Origin of the sequence: Mycobacterium sp. (genome assembly GCF_008709575.1) — a bacterium.
Taxonomy (GTDB): domain Bacteria; phylum Actinomycetota; class Actinomycetes; order Mycobacteriales; family Mycobacteriaceae; genus Mycobacterium.
In genome coordinates this window covers 1-1,369 of sequence record NZ_VYIK01000157.1, presented here as the reverse complement: position 1 = coordinate 1,369, position 1,369 = coordinate 1, and the positions used below count along the sequence as shown (strand labels likewise).

Sequence of the window (1,369 nt, the reverse complement as noted above, 5' to 3'; positions counted from 1 at the left end):
CCGGCGCCGCCGGGCTGCTGGGCGCCCGGGCCGGTTTGGAGCCGCAGGCAGCCGCCAGTCCCGCGGCGCCGAGCCCGGCTGCGACCATCGCGAACGAGCGTCGTGACATTCCTCGCATGGACCGGGATTACCCGAAGTGTGCGACGACGTCAATGCCGCCGGCGGGGATCAGCCGAGGTCGTGCGGCCCTCGGTGCTCTGGCAGGTGCCCCCACCAGGACTCGAACCTGGGACCTGCGGATTAAAAGTCCGTAGCTCTACCAACTGAGCTATAGGGGCGCGAGGCACAGGATACTGCGTGCGTGCCGACGGGGTCGTTTGAGGATTGGGACCCTGGTGGCCTAAGCTGGCGTGGCTCCCAACCGACGGTGTTGCGAGTACCCCGGAGAGATTCGGTTCTGGCCCCCTTCGTCTAGACGGCCTAGGACGCCGCCCTTTCAAGGCGGTAACGCGGGTTCGAATCCCGTAGGGGGTACCGCGACGCGGAGACGCGGAAGCGTACAACACAACACGACAGCAAGGCCCTGTGGCGCAGTTGGTTAGCGCGCCGCCCTGTCACGGCGGAGGTCGCGGGTTCGAGTCCCGTCAGGGTCGCCATCGCATCGAGGCACGCGGTGCCTTCCGGCCAGGTAGCTCAGTCGGGATGAGCGTCCGCCTGAAAAGCGGAAGGTCGGCGGTTCGATCCCGCCCCTGGCCACCGGGGTTGACCTGCGCGGACGCGGATTATGCACTCGGTTGTCGGTTTGATTCGTCCGGTTCTTGTCCGGTCTTCGGTGTGTTGATCTCAGTCGCGTGTAGCTGATCGAGGTTGGTGGCGACCTGGTCCAGCTCGTCGGCGTAGAGGTCGCTGTAGGCGATGGCCAGGCCAGAGTCTGGACTTCTTGCGCGGTCAGGTAGCGGTGCTGTTCCCGCTCGGGAGTGCCCGCCGAGAAACCGGTCGCGGCGTTGCAGTGGTCGGCCGTCCCGGTGGGCGACGTCGAGAATCGGCCGCAGCAGTCGCAGCGTGGTTATCTTCGCCCATGGGCCGACCGGACGGAGCGGCGGTTGTGGCCAAGCTAACCCGCTGTCACCGTCATGCCCAGGTCTCTTCGGCCAGGGGCGACTGATTGAGTTGTTCTCGTCGGCTCCGCCAATCCGGCAGGTGCTTGTCCATCAGCGTGGTGAACCGCTCTCCATGGTTGCGTTCGAAGTAGTGCATGATCTCGTGGACGACGATGTACTCCAGGCAATCTGGGTGTTTCTTGGCCAGTTCTACGTTGAAGGTGATGCGCCGCGTCTGACGGTTGCAGGTGCCCCATTTGGTTCTCATCCGTCGGATATTCCAACCGGGAACCTGAACGTCGAGTTTCGATTCCCACGTCGCGATCAGG

General features: G+C 64.8%; 1 protein-coding gene and 4 tRNA genes. 3 read left to right on the top strand and 2 right to left on the bottom strand.

Features of this window, described 5'->3' with window-relative positions; translation table 11 throughout:
- Positions 1–205 precede the first annotated feature (205 nt).
- Positions 206–278, bottom strand: a tRNA-Lys gene (locus tag F6Q13_RS17480).
- 122 nt (positions 279–400) lie between these two features.
- Between F6Q13_RS17480 and F6Q13_RS17475 the strand changes: the two genes are divergently transcribed.
- The 3 genes from F6Q13_RS17475 (at position 401) to F6Q13_RS17465 (ending at position 696) form a co-directional block, all read left to right on the top strand.
- Positions 401–474, top strand: a tRNA-Glu gene (locus tag F6Q13_RS17475).
- 45 nt (positions 475–519) lie between these two features.
- Positions 520–596: transfer RNA gene (locus tag F6Q13_RS17470), tRNA-Asp, on the top strand.
- Between the two features lie 26 nt (positions 597–622).
- A tRNA-Phe gene (locus F6Q13_RS17465) sits at positions 623–696 on the top strand.
- 375 nt (positions 697–1,071) lie between these two features.
- Here the strand turns inward: F6Q13_RS17465 and F6Q13_RS17460 are convergent.
- On the bottom strand, positions 1,072–1,369 hold a 298-nt coding region (locus tag F6Q13_RS17460), incomplete at its 5' end, for a M48 family metallopeptidase (protein ID WP_293059242.1).